Source organism: Mongoliibacter ruber (genome assembly GCF_003003005.1).
Classification (GTDB): Bacteria; Bacteroidota; Bacteroidia; order Cytophagales; family Cyclobacteriaceae; genus Mongoliibacter; species Mongoliibacter ruber.
Window position 1 is genome coordinate 298,117 of the sequence record NZ_PVTR01000004.1, and the last position, 19,380, is coordinate 317,496.

Genomic DNA, 19,380 nt, shown 5'->3' on the forward strand with positions numbered 1-19,380 from the left:
GTGATTTTGGTTTTTGGCCGCAAAATGCTTGCTATTGAACAAAGCTTTTCGCCAAAAACAGGGATGAGGGAGGAAAAGGCAATGGAAAGGAGGAAGGATGAAGGATGAGGGATAAAAAAGTCGGTGGTTTGTGGAATGCTGGTGTTTTGATTCACGAATTACGATTTATGAGGGGCAAATCAGAGCGATCGCTGATTGGATTAGGAATCGGAATTTGAAATAATATCGAATTTCGAATGATGGATGAAGGGAAAGGATGAAGGATGAGGGAGGAAGGATGAAAAGGCCTGTGGTCTGTGGGGTGCTGGAATTTTGATTTACGAATTACGATTTACGATGGGCAAACCATAGAGATAGCTGATTGGATTAGGAATCGGAATTTGAAATAATATCGAATTTCGAATGATGGATGATGAATGATGAAGGAAGGGAAAGGCAATAGAAAGGATGAAGGAGGAAAGATGAAGGATGAAAAGGTTGGTGTCTGTAGAGTGCTGGAATTTTGATTTACGAAGGATGATGCATTTTTTTATCTGTATTGATCAGTGATATAATTGGTTGTTTTTGTGGTCTTTGTAGGAATATCCTAGACCCCAAAGGGGTCAAATTTAAATAGCCTCGGGTTTTAACCCGAGGATTATGGTTAACAATTGCTGCGTTATCCGAAGGTTGCACCTTCGGATTTATGATTTTTGAGCTTTTAGCTCAAAAGAGTATTAAAAGTCCATATCTGATCCCAGCATATTTTTAAGTATTTATTTTCCCGCAGATATCGCAGATGAACGCAGATAAACCTCTCTTTTGACTCACAACGCCGAAATCCCCTACACCTACAATCAATCCAACCTTTAAAACCAAAATTTTAGATCTTAGATTTCAGATTTTAGATTGGGGTTAATACTGAGTTGAAGGTTTGGTGTTCTGATCTCAGTTCGTCAGTTCATCAGTTCGTCATTTCATCAATCCCCTACACCTACAATCCCCCCAACCTTTTACACCAAAATTGTAGATCTTAGATTAGGATCAATCCTAAGTGGAAGGTTTGGTGTACTGATCTCAGTTCGTCAATTCGTCAGTTCATCTGTTCATCAGTTCGTCAGTTCGTCAATTCATCAATCCCCTACACCTACAATTTGCCCAACTTTTAACACCAAAATCTTAGATTTCAGATTTTAGATTTTAGATTGGGGTTAATACTGAGTGGAAGGTTTGCCCAACTTTTAACATTTTTAACATTTAACCTTTAACATAAAAATTGCAGATCTTAGATTGAGGTCAATACTGAGTTGAAGGTTTGGTGTTCTGATCTCAGTTCGTCAATTCCCCACTTCATCTGTTCATCAGTTCGTCAATTCATCAATCCCCTACACCCACAATCCCCCCAACCTTTAACACCAAAATTTTAGATCTTAGATTTCAGATTTTAGATTGGGGTTAATACTGAGTTGAAGGTTTGGTGTTCTGATCTCAGTTCGTCAATTCGTCAGTTCGTCAATTCCCCTCTTCATCAACTCCCCTCTTCATCAATTCCCCACTCCCCTCCTACTTCGCTAATGAAAAATCGATTTCTACAGCAAACCTTAGGTCATCAGTTATTCGGGCTGTTAGTTTTGAGTTGTTCTTTTCTGCATAGACCTTACACAGGTATAATCCAAGACCCAATCCTTGCTGTTCAAAATAACCCCTATCTATCTGTCCAAATGGTATTATTTCAAAATTCTGTCCTGACTTTACAAAGTTTTGGTAATTGGATACATGCAATACCCCTTTTTGTAAGGAAACGAAAACCGGTTCCTTTGAACAGAACTTGCTAGCATTTTCAAAAATCTCCTTTAAAATAAATTCGAAAATTTCCACGTCATATTGAATTTGAAAATCTTCGTCGACGACAAACTCATACTCTTTATCTAAAGTATAGAGCATACTTTCAATTTGCTTTTTGACAGAGGATACAGTGCTGCTCATAGGAGTATATGCCCCTAGTCCATTCAGCCTTGCCAGGTTTAGGAGACTTCCGTTTAATCTTTTGGAAGCGGTATGGGCTGCCTCAAGAAGCTCTTTCATCTGAGCCATATCAAAGTCTCCCATAGAGCTGGTCAAAAGCTCCAAAATTGACATTATGCCAAAAAGCGGCGTCCTCAACTCATGGTACTTTACATTTCTTTCTGCCTGAATTACCTCTTCGATTTTTTGCTGCACCCATGCTTCTCTGCCTTTCTTTTTGTTGATTGCCACATTGACCGCATTCACCAAGTCCTTGGCATGTACAGGCTTGGTCAAGTAATCTTCTGCTCCATGCTCCATTCCTTTTCTAAAATCATCCTTCTCCACTTTGGCTGACAAAAAAATAAATGGGAGATTCATTAGTCTATTATCATTCCTTACCCTTGTAAGCAATTCATAACCATCCATTTCCGGCATCATAATATCAGAAACAATAATGTCAAATCTATTTTCACATAAATGGTCCAGCGCAATTTTGCCATTGTCAGCTGTCATCACTTCAAAGTCATGGATTTCCAAAATATCCTTCATGTTTTGTTGGAGGTCTGTTTCATCCTCTACCAATAAAAGTTTAATCTTCATAGGGAAGTGTTATTATAAATTCTGTTCCTTGATTTTCTACGCTTTCAAAATAGATATGGCCGCCAAGTTTTTCGATAAACTCTTTAACAATATTCAGTCCAAGCCCTGTTCCTTTAATAGTATTGACATTTTTGGCCCGAAAAAAAGACCCAAAAATATATTTCTGGTCTTCCAATGGAATACCCAAACCATAATCCTTGACTATAATCTTAAACATATCTTCCATGTGTTCTAAAGTAATTTCCGGGCTGCTTTTTGCATCCTTTGAATACTTTAGAGCATTGTCTATCAAGTTATTTAAAACATGAGATAAAATCGATTGGTCAAGATTGATGATCTTATCATCTTTAGGTAAGTTCAAGTTGATTGCTTTTCTACTTTCAGGAAAATAATGGTCCACAATATTCCTTAAAAATTGATTGATAGAAACCTGTTCCTTGCTGATTGCAATTTTATCCTGGGCATTTTTCTCCAAAACAAGTAAATCCGCAATGATTCCCGTCAATCTCTGTATCTGATTATTGATCCTTCCAAGATGAGTGACTGTTTTATCTTTCAGTTTAGATTCTTCCAAATCAGTCAATAGAAATTCCAAGATTTCTGTACTGCTCATAATGGTAGCCAAAGGAGTTCTAAACTCATGAGAGGTCATAGAAATAAACCTTGATTTCAGTTGGTTTAATTCCTGTTCTCTAACCAATGATTCCTTCAGCTCTTCGAGTACCGCTTCTCTTTCTGTCACATCTCGGGAAGCTGCCATATAAGAATAAACTATACCTTTTTCATCTTTGAGCGGTGTGATCAGTGTCTCCAATGAAATAGGTTTTCCAGTAATCTTATGATAATGTGTCATTACAGTTGAAAAACTATTCAATTCATCCATCTCAGTATTTTCAACTCTGGAAACTCCAAATAATTCTGACGGGGTTTTGCCCAAACAATCTTCCGGAGTATAGCCCAGCACTTTATAGATAGAGGGAGAAACGTACTCGAATTTCAAATCTAAGTCATGCAAGGCTATCACATCACCTGTGTTTTCGGACAACAGCCTGTACATTTCATCTGATTGGAATCTCAGTCTTTCGGCTTCTTGCTTTTCCTTTTGAATTCTAATGGATTTGATAAGATTGGCATAACCAGATATCAAAGGCTGTAGAATTTCTACATCAGAAACTGTGTAATCAACGTCTTTATTTGCAAATCCCATCAGACCCAAAAACTCTTCGCCTTTGTAAACCGGCACCCCCATATACCTCTTGATCGGTGGATGACCCTTTGGAGTGCCTCCAGCACGGGGGTCTGATGCCACATCATTTGAAATCAACAACTCCCCTGAAGTTATAGATCTCCCAAAGAGTGTATTGAGATTCCGGAATTCTAAACCTGTTCTGAAATTATCCTGAAAAAACTTATCACTTTCTTTAGACCAGGCGATATTGGTGATTGAATGTGTTTTTAAAAAAGGAGTGTTATTTTCATCATATAAAATCTCTCCTATGAAGCCGAATTTACTTCCAGTGATTTCTAATATTTTTGATAAAAGCGTGTAAAGCGGTGTTTGAAAATCTTTGTCCAAGTGAAAACTCAACTGTGTATCATTAACAGCCTGTAATAAGTCATTCAGTTTCTGAAGTGACTCTTCACTACTTTTTAATTTGAGTTCTTTGTTTTTGAGCTCAGTGATATCAGTATACCTGCCATGTATCTTGACAATACTATCCTTCTCATCTTTTACTGCCCATGACTTATCCTGAATCCAAAGTACTTTTCCTTCTTCATTGACTATCCTATATATGGCATCAAAGACCCCAAATTGATAAAGTTTTTCTACTTCGTCTGCTACAAACTTTTTATCCTCTGGATGTATGATTTCATACCAATAATCCTCTACTTCCAGAAACTTCTTTTTTTCAATACCCAACACTTCCAAGTTGTCTGATACAAAAAGAACTTTCTTTAAATCACCGGTAAAAGTATACAAAGTATCCTTTACAGAATTGATAACCGCATTGGTTTGGGCTACGCTTTCTTCCAACTCAGCTTGAACTTTCTTTTCTACATTGATATCAATGATTGATCCTGTGACTGCAACAAAGTTGCCCGAAAAATTGAACTGTGGAGATGCTTGCACTTTTACCCACTTTGCCTTTCCATTATGAACCAAAAGTTCTGCTTCCAAGCTAATTTTTTTGATATCTTTTTTGTAGAGTTTGTCCAGAGAAGCACAAATTTCCTCTTGATATTTTTTCTTAAATGAGTCCTTAAATGAGGTTCCAAGAGTAGATTTGATAGGGAAATTGGTAATTCTTTGCCATTGTTGGTTTAAGAATGACCAATTACAATTTTGATCTAATTTGAAGATAACTTCATTGACATTATTGACCAGAAAGGAGTAACTTTCCTTTGCTCTTACCAATCTTTTTTTCTGCCTTTTTGCCAAAATGGTATAACCTAAGGTAGAGGCAAAAGCGTGTAAAGCAGCTACCTGTTCATCGGAATAGATTTCTTTGGAAGAGCAGTTGTCAAAGCCCATAAATCCCCAAAACTTACGGTCCACCATAATGGGAATAAACAAGAATGAAAGAATACCCTGTTCTGCCATTGTATCATAAAAATCTTTCCCATTTGATTCTTCATTAAGGACTTCATTAATGACCATATTCCTCCCCAGCTTTTCCGCTACTATCGGAAAAACAGACCATGGGACATCTTGCAGTTCTTCGAAATCAATCTGAGGTGTTACCCCTTCAGCTACCCATTCATATTTTTGAGACAGCCGTAATTCACCATCCTCTCCAAGGTGATTTTGAAAAATATAAGCCCTGTCCACCAAGGTCGCTTTTCCCAGTAATTCTAAAATCTCTGGAATCGCCTCCTTGATTTTATTATTACTTTGCAAGGCGTAATAGGCCTCACCAATAGCTTTTAAAATCTTTTCGCTATAACTAATCATAAGTAATGCAAAGTAATGTTTTAGAAGTTAGTGCTTTATACATTTTATTTACCTTTTTATGTTTTTCATTTCTTTTCATTGATTTTAAATCGTAATTAAGTGCAGATTTAAATGATTATGGAGAAGATACTTATTGTAGAAGACGAATTAGAACTAGCGCTCAACATAGAAGAAATTGTACAAAGCTTTGGTTATGAAGTAAGTGGCATTTATGCTGATGCCAAAAGTGTACTTTCTTATTTAGAATCATCGAAGGTTGATTTGATACTTATGGATATTCAGATTAGAGGTGATATAGATGGCATAGATTTATGTTATAAGGTTAAGGATTTGTACAATATCCCAATAGTTTTCTTGACGGCATACTCGGATCAACAATATTTAGAGAGAATTTCAAATGTCATGTATAATGGATATTTACTCAAACCTTTTAAAGTAGATGGTCTAAAATCAGCGATATATTTAGCACTTAATTCAAACAACTACCCAAAATTGACTCCTGATTATGACAAACTTAATCTTAAGATAAGAGACAAGGGGTATGTGGTACCAATACCAGTCAGTGAAATCCTATATCTAAAAGCAGATGGGCTGTACACTAAAGTCATAACCTTGGCAAAATCTTACGTCGTCAGAGACATTTTGAAAGATTTACAAGCCCAACTCCCACATCAAGTATTTGTTAGGCCTCACAAATCCTATTTGGTCAATGTCAATCATATTGCTTCTTACAACTCCAAAGAAATCAATATCAAAGATTCGGTTATACCAATCCGAAGAGGCTTTTTCAAAGAATTGGCTGAGATTAAGAAATGATACTCTAAGGAAAAGTGGCATGTTTAAGTTTTTTATTTTAAGTTAAGATGTTTTGAAAGAACTTTCTATTCATTTGATTTACTATTCATAACAATACTGAATAATTCTCTTGCGTATTTTTTTTCCAATAAGACATATTCACCAAATTTAGGTATGTAAATTCATACGGAATTTAAGTGGGTGTAAGACTCTTTCAGGTGATCATCTGGAAGAGTCTTATTTTTTTAGCCAGTTTCCTCTTAGTGATTTTCTATAAGGTAGATCTGATTTTTGTTGTCTCTTAAATCGATACAAGAGTAAGCCCAAGTCTCGCTTTTCAAAAATATAGGGCTGTCACAAATATGTCTCAATTAAACAAAAAACACATTCCTGTAAATAAAATGTATTGAAATGATTTTTTTTTATCCTTTTGTTTGAAAAAGTGCATGGCTAATCAAAACTCCAGAAAGAAATCATTGAGATTTTTTTCTGAATTGGTAAAACCTAGTTTTTTCCTAAGCCGGATTCTAGCCAACTCGATTGACCTAATACTTTTATAAGTTATCTGTGATATTTCTTTTGTAGTCAATTGGAGTTTTAGAAAAGCGCATAACCTCCTTTCATTTGGCGTCAAATTGGGATACTTATTTTTTAGCTTCTGAAAAAATCCCATGTGGGTATTTTCGAAAACATATTCAAATTCACCAAAAAGAAGCTGACTATCATCCTCTGTCATTTTTTCTAAGATCTTCCTAAGTGCTTCCGCGTTTGCACTATCATTATCTACTTTATCAGGATGTATTGTTTGAGATAATTGTTTAAAAATGTCGTCTTTTCGAAGATTATTCAAAGACATCAAAGTAGCTTCTTTTTGAGTATCCTCTATTTTCCTTTTCAAAAGTAGGTTTTCATCATTTGATTTTCCCACAATTTCTTCCATTTCATTTCTCTGTCTTTCCATATTTAAAAGCCTATCACGAATCCAATATGCTCTCATAAACAGGAATATTATTAAAGTCAGTGAACAGATGGCTAACCATAACAGATTTTTTTTATTCCCTTCATAAAGCTGTAAAAGCTGGGACTTTTCTTGTCTATAATCTGACATCAATTCTTCCACTAAGATCTTTTCAGCTGTTTTTTTTATTTTAAGGGAATCTTCATATGCATCACTCAATTGCAAATAGAGAAAAGCTGAATCACTTTCGCTCATTTTCCCATAAGCAAGTGATAAACCTTTTGATAAATGACGGAGGTGGGAATATCCTTTGACTTTTTTAGCTGTTGAAAATCCTCTTTGAAAAAATAAAACAGCATCAGCATAGCTTTCTAATTCCAAATATGTCTTGCCTATACTATGGTCCAACATGGCATGAAAAAGAGGGTTTGATGTAGCTGTGAGCTGCTCTTTAGCTAAGTTGTAGTATTCCATTGCTTCTTTGACCTTTCCTTCTTTAAAGTTGAGGTCACCCATATTATTCATTAATTGGATACGCACATTACTCAACACAGGATCATCTGAAAGCATGGCCAAGCCTAGTTCAAATTCTTTTCTGGCACTCTCCAGGTCGTTTGACCCCGAATAAATGAGACCCATATTATTTTGAAAAGTTAACCTGTCTATCAAACCGATAGCCTCCTCAGAATGAAAGTGTCGAATATAATATTCTCTGGACTTAAGCAAATGAGTCTTCGCTTGATCATAATCCTCCATGACAAGTCTTACTCCGCTCAATTGAAAGTATCCCTTACCCAAACTCTCAAAGTCTTCATTGAGCTCAGCTGACCTGATCAGGTTGATGTAACAATCAAGTGCTTTTTCATATAGTCCTAAAAAAAAGTACTGTTTACCCAAATTCAATTCCACATTGGAAATTAAATAAGGATTACCTGATTGATAAGCAAGAACTTTAGCCTCTAGAAGAAGTTCAATAGCTTTGTTATAATCGGAAGCAAGTTCACCTTTAGCTTTATCCAATAAATTGACAATTTTTACGCTGTCCATTTCCGGATTTACTTTAAAGAAAATAGGATTAGAATAGACTTTTGGAACAAAAAATATCCAACAAAGAACTATAAGTAAATTTGCTGAAAATAATGCAGGTCTATACATGATAATTATATTTAAAGTCCTTGTGAATTAAATTACATAAATTTCAATACAGGATTGCTATTTGTAATAGAATCCCATAAAAACGGCGCGAAATTAATGGAAAAAATAATATATCAGGACTTTCCACGAGATTAAATAAGTATTCAGACTTCCCCAGATCTAGATGACCTCGAGCAATTGCCTATCTCAATAGCAAGGAAAAAGTAAGGTAAAACGTGTGATTTTTTCTATAATTCCTGTTTGTAAAATGTGTATTCAGATAACAACCTTCTTTGGGAAGGAACTGATTTTTTCATTGTAGCTGTTCATCTTTCACTTTTTGTATTTCTTCTAACTTATCGTAAGCATCGATCAATTCCCTTTTGAGTTTTCGTTCTCTATCAATAAAGTATCTCCGAAATTCCTCATATCTTTCGACAAGATTCTGATGCTCTTCTTGCACATTGTTAAGTTTAATTTTCATAGTAATCATATTCCACAAGGCTACTATCATGAGAGCCGCAAGAATATAAAAAAGTATCCATGCATCTAAGCCCCCACTATTTTTTGGAAGAAAAGAAATATTTGAAGCGGATTCTAAGCGCTCAATTTGAACCAAATTGTCAGATTTTTGAATTTTCTCTTCAGCTATACTTTCATGGTTCAGAATCAGAAAAGTACTGTCATTCTCAGATTGGTTTTCGTCCAAGATTAAATCATCTGAACCAAAAATTGCAGGTTTAAGGCTCTCCCCCATTTCATGCGAATCTTGTTTGGACTGAAGAGATATGGATTCACTTGATATATAAGAGATCAAAATGAATATCACAAAAAATATGAACTTAGAAGGTTTTGAAATTTTCATCATGATATGTAATGTTTTCAGTTTCACAATAGTTACATTAAAATATCACATAGCCAGATTAATTCCATTGAAAAAACACGATAGGTAAACAATCAGCTTAATATTGTAAATTATTAAATGCTCGAATCTGTATTTCTGCCTTTTTTCATAAGTCTTACAAGTATCCCGCTTTCCGGACGACGTGGATAGGCATGCAGAAAATCTGATTGAATAAATGGTTAAGTTCTTCTTTAAGATATGAGAGCTGAGAGGCTTGGCACATGCTTGAAAAATGGAATTGATAGAAAAGAATCTCAAATTTGATTTGAGCAAGTATGATGAGTTAAGTCTATCAGAACAAATTAAAAACCCAGGAAACCCTGGTATCAAGAACAACTTTGAAACTTTTTCAAATGCATAACTTAAAGTAATTATATCCTAACAAAACACAGAACTTAAGGTTTGACTTCTTTTAATTTACAGTTTCTTGCAGAATTTGATTTTTACTCAACACAAACTTTTTCTAGGCATAGAAAATCACAATATTTAGTCATTAAATTCATACGGAGTTTATATGGGTGGATGACTCTTTCAAATTAAAATTGGAAAGGGTCATCTTTTTCAATACCTGTATTTATACAAATAAAATTCTGCTCGTAACTTCCTTATAAGATCATAATTCATAAAAAATTTAGCCCTAGTAATAATTCGTAAACGTCTCTTCAACAGAGATTATTAAAACTTAATGGTAGAGTGTTAATTAATCAAAAAAGGTAAACTCAATAGGGTTTACTTTTTTTTTAATGCTAGAAGTGTTTTACCAGTTGATTATTTCCATTTCAAAATTGACAGTTTCAATTCTGATTCAAAACCTTAAAAACACAAGCTGAAGTCAACGAAAAGACAAAAGAAACCAGGAGGCTACGGTTAATTTACTAAATTTTACATTCTCCCTAAATTTTACTGATTAACCTTTTTTTTACAGTGTTTTTTTTGAAAATTAACATTGTAAAAATTATACAAATCAGTTATTCTGTAAAATATTAATTCGATTAAATATTCAATATTAATATTTTATTACACGAAATTGATTTTAATAAAAATTTAATATTAAGCACAAATACAAAAAGCCCTAAACATAGTATGAAGTGAAAGTTAGCACAGTGTTGATTAATTGGATAACTAAAAAGGTAAACCCATTCGGGTTTACTTTTTTCATTTTAAACAATTTTTTGGTTGTCTTTTTGTCACGGATTTACTGGTTTATACTCTTAAAACTAAACACATCTATATAGTCCAATTGAAGCGCTAAAATGCATTGAATGACGAAAAAGTAATAGAGGAAATATACATTTGATACTCAGCAATTTGTATGGTTTATCATTTTGAAATTAAAAAACTCTTCTCAATCATTAAATCAGCTCACTAAAATCACTTAAACCCATCCACCTCCAAAAATTTCAACAGGCTCCGAATCCACCTCATCAGACTTGTTGGAAGCATATTCTTTGTTCAATTCACTTCCGGACATTATAGAATGCTTCTCGTTCATTGGGATATTTGAAATATCATAAGAATTACGTCTTGAGTTTCTGATTTCTTCAATATCGAGTGATGGAATGTTACGGTCAATTTGAATTTGACCTTGAATCCTCGCATTTTTATCAATAGAGATACTTTTTGTTGTCAAATCACCTGTCAATATTGCCTCTGAAGACAAGTTGATGCCTTCAGAGGCATAGATATCACCGTTGCAAGAACCAATAAGGTCTATCCATTTGGCATGAATAGGTCCAACGACTTCTGCTTTGGCAGCAATTACTACTTTTCCAGAACACAATACAGTCCCCTCCACCTTCCCTTCAATTCTAAGGTCTCCCTTTACCAAAACATCCCCGTTAAATACAAGACTTTTAGAAAAAATCGTTACTGAAATATCCTTTTTACTACCCATCAATTTATCTATGTTGTTTAAACTTCCACTTTAAAAGTGCAAATTACTGTTGTGGAGTTACCGATATCCAAGCCCATTGCTCTTCCTCTATCGCCTCCATTTGAAATCAAACTATTAAAACAATAACCTTTGGCTGCAAGGTGAGCTGCATCTTCAGGCACATTGACATCAAGAATATCTATGAATTCTTCTTGGAAACATTCAGATAGATCATTATAAAGGGCTCCACCTCCCGCCAAAAACATAGTATTAGACTTTTCGAAGTCATTATCATCAAAAGCCTTTCTTAAAGCAGGTGACACAACATCCTCATAATACTGCCTTAAAACTTTGCGCTTCAAATCCGATAGGTCAACTCTTTTTCTGTTCAGGAATATAAATGAATTTCTAAAAGCCGTATCTAGCTGATGCTCGTTTTTAAGATCTAAATAGTATGTCTTGGTGAGTTCGGCTTCCAGGAGTTTGACTGCATACCTTAGACCAAAAGTAGAAACAGAGGAGCGTTGCACCAACCCACCTTCTGTAGACAATATAGCCTCGAATGTTCCGTAGCCTAAACTGACCATAAAGAAATTTCCTTTAGCCACACCTTGTTTCCTTAGCGCTAAAGCACAACTTACAGCTTCAGGCATGATATAAGCTTTGTCAACCTCAGTGACGACCCTTTTTTTCCCACCATTGGAAAAAGTAGAAGTGTCGAATTCCAAAATATGTTCTCCAACAAGCATTTCTCTTGCCGGTTCTTTATACAGTTGATAAGTAGAGAATGGGAAACCTGTTGTCAAAGTTATTGGATTCCCTATTTTGTGAAAACCTAGAAGTAGTCCAGACTTCAAAAGTACCTTATAATCTAACTCATCCGGTGCACCGTTTATGTTTTTATGAGGAGACACCCCTTCAGAAAGGGCTAAATTCCCAACTATATAAGGTGTACCATTATTCATAATTTTCAAACCATTCACAAGGTCTTTTGATACAAACCTTAAATCGATATTATTACTTTCATAAACACTGGGTATTTGCTCTACCTCTAAAATATATTCTGTCATTATTGCAATTGGGTTTTAGGTTGAATAAGAAATTATATTTAGCTAATAAATAGAAAACCAAGGGTAATAGATCTTTCTATTTATGCAAAATTACAATTTGAGCCCGAACCTGAATATCATTACACTTTTCTGTAAATGAAAAGCACTCAAAACCCTTAAGATGTCATCTTTAATAAATTTTTAATCCAAAATACCTGCTCTGCAAGGAAGGTATCGCTCAATTTATATTGTTCAAAATTGGGCAAGAGATTGGAAAATAAAAGCATCTATTTCTGAACAAAACCAGATAAACACAGTTAACGAGAACTTCTTTTTTAAGCCGAACAGTCTCATTCAAATGATATAATTGTTTTTTAAGATTTTTTTCCAGTGCATGAAAAGAACTATATATAAAGTTCAAATAACTCCTAAAAACAGGGACGACATGCGCTTAATTAACAAATAACAACACATGAAACACTTCTTTGAGATTTACAAAAAAGAAAACATTAGATTCAAAAAATATTCAATCTGAGGAGATTTAAATTGATACAATTATCCTATTCGGTATTCATTAAATTATCTCAATCACCTTACAAATCCCCCAGATTAAATGTTTAAAGTCACCAGAAAACATCACTTTTTATAGTCAATTCATTAAAAATCGAGTCCAATGCGGATAAGATAATAGACTATAATTATGAAGTGAAAAGCCATAATATTATTAACTGAAAAAAATTCACCCACATGCATTTCTTCGATTCTCTACAGCTTATTGCTACAGGATATATCACAAAGAAAAAAGATCTTTATGGAAAAGATGTTCATTTCACTTTCCGAAGTAAATCAGATTATTTTGATCCTTTTAGACTTATTTTAGACCAGTACTTTAAGATTACCTTATATCCAAAAATATCTCATAATCAATTGAATGAGAATTTCACTCAATTAACTGAGGTTCACAAACAGGCTGAAGACAAAAAAGCTAAAGTGATCGTCAAAATCCCTTTAGATATGGGTCTACTTAAAATAAAACGTTTGGTAATCAAAGAACAAAAAAGGACTACTTCTCTATATATGGCTTTCCTAGAGGAAAAACTCTTATTTTCTTTACATAAGAAATATGATTATGGAAATGAACTCCAAGAGGTGTTAAATATTATTGATCCATTGAATACCAAAAGTAATTTGCTGAATAACCAACTTGAAAATAACAATTCATTTGTATTTGAAAACTCCAAAAATGAAATGTGTTTTATTGAGAAATTAGTCCATACACATGTTTTTTATGTATCAGACTCAACCAAGTTCGAAAAAGTGTGTGAAGAACTGAAGACATATCCAATACAAAGTATGTCAATCAAAGAGTAATATCTCGGCCTAAGTGCCTAATTAAAAATTCATTTTTTAACCTAATATCACTTTAAGTAAAATTTTAAATCCTCAAAAACCCAGAGACTTATTCGCTAAAAAAACTATCTATACTCTTTATTTACAATATGTTGCATATTGATTATTTTATTAGTTATCATATAGTAGAAGTATTACTTTTAATAGATATTAAATATCAAAGTAAGATTTCCGCTAATGTCAACTATTAAAAAATATATTAAACCTATTATTATCAATCCTGATTTCATCATAAGCATTCTATTGTTTCTGCCCTTGTTTTATTTTTTACAGAATCCAATATTGATTGGTTTGATTTATTTACTTACATGTGTGATTTTAGGCCCTTTGACTTTTTTCATCATTAATTCCATTGAAAACAAATTTGACACTTTAGACGAAAAAGGTCTTTCAAACCCAATTCTCGTATTGGGAGGAGGTCATACACCGGATTTAAATTTACCATCAAATCAACAATTGACTTCAGGGGCATTGGGCAGGGTAATGGAAGGCCTAAGGGTTTATCACATGTCAAATTCCAAATTATTCGTCCTGTCAGGATGTAGTGTAATGCCAGGCCATCCTACTCAGGCGGAGATTCAGGAAAATATGTTGCTTGGAATTGGAAGTATTCGTCCAAATTCAATTATCAGGCTGGATGATCCTACGACCACTGAAGAAGAAGCTAAAGCCTTTCAGGATATTTTTGGCGATATTTCACCTATTTTAGTGACTAAAGCGATACATATGCCAAGGGCAAACCTTACATTCAGAAACCTGGGAATAACACCAATTCCAGCACCTTGTAATTACATATTTAAAGAAAATCGGATAGCATGGAGTAAATGCTTTATCCCTGCTTTTAGCCACGCTCCATTCCTTGGAGAATTACTTAAAGAAGTGTTTGGTATATTTTATTTATCCTTAAGATCTAACCCTATACCGAAACAAGTTTTAAACAGAGTATAAGATCATGCTTGGTAAAGCTGCTTGAAAAATCCACATTCCTCCTACCCCACACTGAATATTTTTAACATTCAACTTCACTCCTTTGCACTTTTCTCTATCGTACCCTACTCCTGAATTCAAAAAACACATTGAAACGATTTAAAAGAGAACGTCACAACACCTCATTTACTTTCAATGACGAAAAACAGAATTACATTATTGATATTTTTTTTAATTGTCCGGAATAATAGAAATTAATAATGTAAACATAAGACCCCTTAAAAAGGGTAGTTTTTAAAGTGTAAATGGACACCATATTTCATAGGGAAGTGTAGAAAGCATGTTCATTAGGTCTTTTTTTCCTATCCTGTGATATCGAAATTCAATTCACTTGTATAGTTGATACTTCTAAAAATATCTTCTATCCCTTTTGCAACTGATAATATCTTTTTTTTGTGACCGATTAACTAAAAAATTATGATAATTCAAATTACCGCAGAAATCGCTGGACTTGGAATTATTGACAATAGTAACCACAATTCCATCACATCTTTTATGGGCTTTTTGGCTATGCTATGCTCCACGGCATTTTTCTTTTTTGAGAGGAATTCAGTACCACGAAAATGGAAGACCTCTCAATTGGTTTCTGTTTCGATTACAGGAGTATCTACTCTATATTTTTTCTTAGTATTGAATTTTAATATGACTACAGGAAACAGCCCTATAGCTCTGAAGTATGCCAACTGGATGTTTACAGTTTCTTTGATATGTGTGCAGTTTTACTTACTTACTAAGCCAAATGGCACAAAACCCACAACCTTGTTTAAAATGATTTTAGCTTCGATGATCATGCTGATGACCGGGTATATTGGCGAAACCATCGATATTGAAAACAATATTCAATGGGGAATCGCATCTTCTTTTGGCTACTTTTACATCATATTTGAAGTTTTTGCGGGTGATATTTACATGCATTCCAGAGATTCAAAAAGTCCTGAATTGTTAAGGGCTATGTTTTTTCTGAAAATTTTAATTACACTTGGTTGGTCAATTTACCCGATCGGATACATGATTCTTCCAGGGAATCTTTTGTCAACAGTTTTTGAAGTCAATCACATTTATTCATTCTACAACATCGCAGATTCTATAAATAAAATCGGCTTTGGTCTGGTGATCTATTCAATGGCTATAGCTGAGACAAAAAAATACAGCAAAGCCAAAGTACATGCTTAATTTTTCTGTGCTGGAACTTATAAAAAATCAGCCAATTTAGAAATTACTGATTTTTTCAATATTGGAATCTGCTCTGTTTTCACCTGTTTATCAATTCTCCTTCCAATTTTGCTTCAGGTAACTTTTCAAATCGTAATATTCATTATTTAAGCGAGAAATAAATTCATCAAGGGTATTGGTTTCGCCGTGCAATACCTTGATCAATTCATTCTTATCCTCTTGAGAGACGTCAGAAGTCTGAAGGATGTCAACTATTCCCAACATATTGGCAATGGGTTTTCTGATAACATGGGAAATATCAAACAGCATTTTCTCAAGAGTTTCAAGGTGCACCTTCTTTTGGGTAATTTCCTGAATCACACCAAACCATACGACTTCATTCTCTGATCTTTTTTCAGGATTTGCTATCATCCAATGCCATTTTGAAACATGTTCATCAAGCAAGACCTTGTATTCCGTTTCAATAGGTTTTAGTGATCGATAAGAATCCCTAAAAAGCTCTAAAACAGCTTCCTTATTTTCAATGTAATCGAGCAATAATGTTGGACTTTTTTTGAGCTTATCAGGAGATAAATCGGGGACAATCTTCTGGATCCCCTCACTCATAAAAATAAACTTCAACTCCCCTTGACTATTAAAGGACAATTTAAAAATAGCTCCCGGTGCAAGATCTGTCAATTTCTTGAGTCTATATGCATTATACTCAATCTCTTGATTTTTTTCAATCATCAATTTCCTGGTTTCCATATAATTCATAACCTTTTTGGAAATTAATTCAAGAGCCTCGTATTTTTTAGGGTCATACTCCCTTTTTTTGTAATCCACTACGCAAACAGTACCCAACACATTCCCCAAATCAGACACAAGTGGTGCGCTGGCATAAAACTTAATCCCTCCCTCACATGTAACTCTATCGCTATTTTTCACACGGAAATCTGTCTCAGGATTCTCAATCACCAAAATATCATTGGGCTTATTCAGTGTATGTTGACAAAATGTTTCCTCAATTTTATCTTCATCCGAATCAATCCCTATTTTGGCCTTAAACCATTGCCTTTTGTCGTCAATAAAGGATATAAGAGAAACCGGGGTGTCAAAAATGGCACTTGCTATTTTTGCCAAATCATCTAATTCGTCTTCAGGAGGTGTATCTAATATGTAATATGACTTTAAATCTTCGAGTCTATTCATAATCTCTTGCTTTGGAGTACTCTATAATATAGAAATAAAATGAAGGTATATCAACCAAAAACATTTCTTTAAGGGGAAGATTGGGGTAGTAAAAACCTAATAGTTCATGTATTTTTTATAGTTTTTCGGCAATCACTCCGATTAGTCGGAGCAAGCTCGATTTCATTGATCCACACGATATGGTATTTAATAGAATTTGGCTTAAGCCGATTGTTATATGAGAATTCTTTCAATTAAAGGATGAGATGATTTTCAATTTTACTGTTGTGCATATCCATTCTTCAATTCCTCCCTTGTTGACAAAGCTTTACTTACATTTGAAAAAAACCATTTCCGGGTTTGCAAAAACAGGTTTTTCTCTTTTTCCCCACTTACTTTGCGAAGCTTGTTCCATGTCCTTATCAACTGATGGAAACCCACGATCCAAGCCAGTACAAAGGGTTTTCTGATATCAAGCAACTGATGCACAGGAAAAGACCTCAATTTAATTGGTAAAAATTTAGCATTGTTACGTGGGTTACGGTCGTGGATCATTGCAGCAGTTACCTGTAATCCTATTTTGAAACCAAAATATTGGACTCTCGCTCCATAATTATTGTCCTCTCCATAATGGAAAAATATAGGGTGAAAAAAACCTACCTTTTTAATCGAATCTGAAGAAAGAAACCAGGCAGCAGCTCCTACAAACCTCACTTCAACAACATCATTGATATTTTCTTGCTTCAAGGTTTTTAGCAGCTTATTTGAATCAGGATTGTAATGCTTCTTGATTTGATTTTTAAATACCATATCCATGCCCTGACCTGAAGTATCTAGTTGTATGGGACTGATGATGCCATATTCCGGATTTTGCAGCGACGTGGCAAGTAATTTGGATATACAGTCTTGCCGCACATATGCATCTTGATTGAGGAGAAAAATATGGGAATAGCCAGCGGATAAAGCACGTTTAACACCTATGTTATTAGCACCCCCAAATCCTAAGTTCGATTCTAATTGAATCAATTCAACCTGCTGTAGGTAAGGTTTGATAATCTCAATGGTATCATCGGTGGACTTGTTGTCCACTAAAATAATGTCTGAACTTACAGAACTGTCGATCAAATGCTCCAAGCATTTTTTTATCCAGCGGGAACCATTATATGTGATTACAATCGTAACTATCCTATTCATTTCACTAGCGTCAATATTAAAAATTTCACTTGCTTTGCGCTGTCTCTTTTGCGTCAGATTTCTCCAATAAGCAGTGAGGTAACCCTTACAAAGGTCTATCTACATATTGGAAATAAAAACTTATTGCACGAAAATAAAAACCAGTGTCATGTACTAGAGGATATGCTTTCTATTACCTTAAAATATTTTTAATTCTCCCAATCAAAAGAAATTATGGTATGCTTATCTTTTCCAAAAGAAAAATCCAGACGAATCAAAGAATAATTTTTATTTGGAATCTTGAGCCCTACAATCCCTTCTGTTTGTTCAAAAGACTGTACAATATGAGTTTTTAACAGCAAATCAGCTTTCGATTCTACTTTTGGATTGAGTTGATCCGATGTTGGGGAATTTTCCTCCTGCTGATTTTCAAAAATCTTATCCAACTCTTCATCCACAAATTCAAAATTCGTGACAGGGTTGTTTGTTCTGTCATCAAAACTCCTTTTTCTTGTGTTGATTGAGGCTGTATTCAGTAGGGACATAGATATAGTCTTGGATGGATTGGGTAATTCACCTTCTTCCAATAAAACTTCATTATCAGGGATCAATAACTCCATATATTGCTTTTTGATTTGTTTGAAGTATTTTTTAGGTCGGACGACTTCTCCCTTTACCCATTCCAAATTTTTATCAACTATTGAAACTTCAATATTCTTTTCAGGATTAAAATCAATCTCTTCACTGAAATTGTTTCTTACAATTAGATATATCTCTAAATCCTTCTTTGAAATCGAATTAAAATACATCATGATTTCCGAATTTTCAGCTACAGAAGAATAAACTGTAGTGCTATCAATTATATACTTTTTTACCTGAGAAAATGAAGGATTTGCAATCAAAAAGAAAGAAATAAAGATAGTAGTAAATGCTTTCATAAAAATAAAGTTTGATTTCATTTAGATTTTTCTATACATAATTAAAAAAAATAGTTTGGGCTGCCTAATCCATTTTTAATTAGATAAACCACTTACACTAAAATGTTAATAATCAGTCTTGGTGAAAATTAATTAAGGCCAAAATGATTTTTTTTCAGCAAAAAGTTATGTCAGAATAGGTGATAAATACTGTTATGTGGGCATTTTGGCTTACACTTTTGACAAATCCGGAGAAGGTCAGGAAAAACAACTGAACGCCTACCATTTGAACCATACT

Annotated in this window: 13 protein-coding genes; 4 read left to right on the forward strand and 9 right to left on the reverse strand. The window is 34.1% G+C overall.

The genetic code is table 11. From position 1 onward, the window contains the following. Nucleotides 1-1,542: 1,542 nt before the first annotated feature. Nucleotides 1,543-2,586, reverse strand: coding sequence for an ATP-binding response regulator (locus CLW00_RS08735; protein WP_106133293.1), 1,044 nt, complete (start codon nt 2,584-2,586; stop codon nt 1,543-1,545). Further along, entirely contained in the window at nt 2,576-5,539 is a 2,964-nt protein-coding gene (locus CLW00_RS08740) for a PAS domain S-box protein (protein ID WP_106133294.1), read from the reverse strand. Before CLW00_RS08740 ends, CLW00_RS08735 begins: the two co-directional genes overlap by 11 nt. Nucleotides 5,540-5,656: 117 nt before the next feature. On the opposite strand from CLW00_RS08740, the gene CLW00_RS08745 reads away from it, so the two are divergent. Next, entirely contained in the window at nt 5,657-6,355 is a 699-nt protein-coding gene (locus tag CLW00_RS08745) for a response regulator (protein ID WP_106133380.1), read from the forward strand. 433 nt (nt 6,356-6,788) lie between these two features. On the opposite strand, the gene CLW00_RS08750 is transcribed toward CLW00_RS08745, so the two are convergent. The 4 genes from CLW00_RS08750 to CLW00_RS08765 form a co-directional block, all read right to left on the reverse strand. Then, nucleotides 6,789-8,339 (reverse strand): tetratricopeptide repeat protein, encoded by a 1,551-nt coding sequence (locus CLW00_RS08750; protein WP_170073194.1) that lies wholly within the window; start codon nt 8,337-8,339, stop codon nt 6,789-6,791. 400 nt (nt 8,340-8,739) lie between these two features. Beyond that, nucleotides 8,740-9,294, reverse strand: coding sequence for a hypothetical protein (locus CLW00_RS08755; protein ID WP_106133296.1), 555 nt, complete (start codon nt 9,292-9,294; stop codon nt 8,740-8,742). 1,411 nt (nt 9,295-10,705) lie between these two features. After that, nucleotides 10,706-11,224 carry a bactofilin family protein gene (locus CLW00_RS08760; RefSeq protein WP_106133297.1) on the reverse strand — a complete coding sequence of 173 codons (519 nt, stop codon included), beginning with the start codon at nt 11,222-11,224 and terminating at the stop codon, nt 10,706-10,708. A gap of 17 nt (nt 11,225-11,241) precedes the next feature. Next, nucleotides 11,242-12,273 carry a ParM/StbA family protein gene (locus CLW00_RS08765; RefSeq protein ID WP_106133298.1) on the reverse strand — a complete coding sequence of 344 codons (1,032 nt, stop codon included), beginning with the start codon at nt 12,271-12,273 and terminating at the stop codon, nt 11,242-11,244. Nucleotides 12,274-12,999: 726 nt separating this feature from the next. On the opposite strand from CLW00_RS08765, the gene CLW00_RS08770 reads away from it, so the two are divergent. The 3 genes from CLW00_RS08770 to CLW00_RS08780 all read left to right on the forward strand — a co-directional run bounded on the left by CLW00_RS08770 (nt 13,000) and on the right by CLW00_RS08780 (nt 15,822). Further along, on the forward strand, nt 13,000-13,623 hold the full coding sequence (locus CLW00_RS08770; RefSeq protein WP_106133299.1) for a hypothetical protein: 624 nt from the start codon (nt 13,000-13,002) through the stop codon (nt 13,621-13,623). Nucleotides 13,624-13,839: 216 nt separating this feature from the next. Further along, nucleotides 13,840-14,610, forward strand: a complete 771-nt coding sequence (locus CLW00_RS08775) for a YdcF family protein (RefSeq protein ID WP_106133300.1) — start codon at nt 13,840-13,842, stop codon at nt 14,608-14,610. A gap of 456 nt (nt 14,611-15,066) precedes the next feature. Beyond that, the gene (locus tag CLW00_RS08780) at nt 15,067-15,822 is read left to right on the forward strand and encodes a bacteriorhodopsin (protein WP_106133301.1); all 756 of its coding nucleotides are present in this window, start codon (nt 15,067-15,069) and stop codon (nt 15,820-15,822) included. A 90-nt stretch (nt 15,823-15,912) separates the two neighbouring features. On the opposite strand, the gene CLW00_RS08785 is transcribed toward CLW00_RS08780, so the two are convergent. The 3 genes from CLW00_RS08785 to CLW00_RS08795 form a co-directional block, all read right to left on the reverse strand. Next, nucleotides 15,913-17,013, reverse strand: a complete 1,101-nt coding sequence (locus tag CLW00_RS08785) for a GAF domain-containing protein (RefSeq protein ID WP_106133302.1) — start codon at nt 17,011-17,013, stop codon at nt 15,913-15,915. Nucleotides 17,014-17,271: 258 nt separating this feature from the next. Beyond that, on the reverse strand, nt 17,272-18,186 hold the full coding sequence (locus CLW00_RS08790; RefSeq protein ID WP_106133303.1) for a glycosyltransferase family 2 protein: 915 nt from the start codon (nt 18,184-18,186) through the stop codon (nt 17,272-17,274). Between the two features lie 188 nt (nt 18,187-18,374). Continuing rightward, complete coding sequence (locus CLW00_RS08795) at nt 18,375-19,103, reverse strand: hypothetical protein (protein ID WP_146131385.1); 729 nt, start codon at nt 19,101-19,103, stop codon at nt 18,375-18,377. Nucleotides 19,104-19,380: the final 277 nt, after the last annotated feature.

Bases quoted from the DNA above. Each gene is read 5' to 3' on its own strand.
- CLW00_RS08795 (WP_146131385.1), bottom strand. From the start codon at position 19,103: ATGAAAGCATTTACTACTATCTTTATTTCTTTCTTTTTGATTGCAAAT.
- CLW00_RS08790 (WP_106133303.1), bottom strand. From the start codon at position 18,186: ATGAATAGGATAGTTACGATTGTAATCACATATAATGGTTCCCGCTGG.
- CLW00_RS08735 (WP_106133293.1), bottom strand. From the start codon at position 2,586: ATGAAGATTAAACTTTTATTGGTAGAGGATGAAACAGACCTCCAACAA.
- CLW00_RS08780 (WP_106133301.1), top strand. From the start codon at position 15,067: ATGATAATTCAAATTACCGCAGAAATCGCTGGACTTGGAATTATTGAC.
- CLW00_RS08785 (WP_106133302.1), bottom strand. From the start codon at position 17,013: ATGAATAGACTCGAAGATTTAAAGTCATATTACATATTAGATACACCT.
- CLW00_RS08750 (WP_170073194.1), bottom strand. From the start codon at position 8,339: ATGGACAGCGTAAAAATTGTCAATTTATTGGATAAAGCTAAAGGTGAA.
- CLW00_RS08770 (WP_106133299.1), top strand. From the start codon at position 13,000: ATGCATTTCTTCGATTCTCTACAGCTTATTGCTACAGGATATATCACA.
- CLW00_RS08755 (WP_106133296.1), bottom strand. From the start codon at position 9,294: ATGATGAAAATTTCAAAACCTTCTAAGTTCATATTTTTTGTGATATTC.
- CLW00_RS08740 (WP_106133294.1), bottom strand. From the start codon at position 5,539: ATGATTAGTTATAGCGAAAAGATTTTAAAAGCTATTGGTGAGGCCTAT.
- CLW00_RS08765 (WP_106133298.1), bottom strand. From the start codon at position 12,273: ATGACAGAATATATTTTAGAGGTAGAGCAAATACCCAGTGTTTATGAA.
- CLW00_RS08760 (WP_106133297.1), bottom strand. From the start codon at position 11,224: ATGGGTAGTAAAAAGGATATTTCAGTAACGATTTTTTCTAAAAGTCTT.
- CLW00_RS08745 (WP_106133380.1), top strand. From the start codon at position 5,657: ATGGAGAAGATACTTATTGTAGAAGACGAATTAGAACTAGCGCTCAAC.
- CLW00_RS08775 (WP_106133300.1), top strand. From the start codon at position 13,840: ATGTCAACTATTAAAAAATATATTAAACCTATTATTATCAATCCTGAT.